Source organism: Streptococcus sp. OH4692_COT-348 (assembly GCF_003859975.1).
Classification (GTDB): Bacteria; Bacillota; Bacilli; order Lactobacillales; family Streptococcaceae; genus Streptococcus.
Genome location: NZ_RQZB01000070.1, coordinates 1 through 339, shown reverse-complemented (window position 1 = coordinate 339; position 339 = coordinate 1). Strand labels below are relative to the sequence as shown.

The window sequence follows — 339 nt, the reverse complement described above, 5'->3', positions numbered from 1 at the left end:
AGTTTGAGTCAACGTTGCCTTTTACAACTATATTTCCGTTTGAATAGATACCCAAAACCGCTACTGTGTAATTGTTGTTGATTGTCGAGATGTATAATGACTGTGTTGGTCTGAAACCTACTGGTAAAGTTCCTATCACTGTCTCAGTAGCTGTTTTTCCTTTATTAGCTGAACCTCTCAAATAAACCACGCCATCAAACGACTTGGAATATTGTACATTGTTGTACTGTTGATGATGATTCCAACCATTTGCAAGCACGAGATTTTGCCAAGGTGGGATTTGAGTCAGCCTTGCAACATCATCTTTTGTAGCGTATTCTATCCAACTCTCCCAATCGT

General features: G+C 39.2%; 1 pseudogene. It reads right to left on the bottom strand.

The window, feature by feature from the left end:
* Positions 1 to 339 (bottom strand): annotated as a pseudogene (locus EII37_RS11210) (structural protein); the annotation flags it as partial.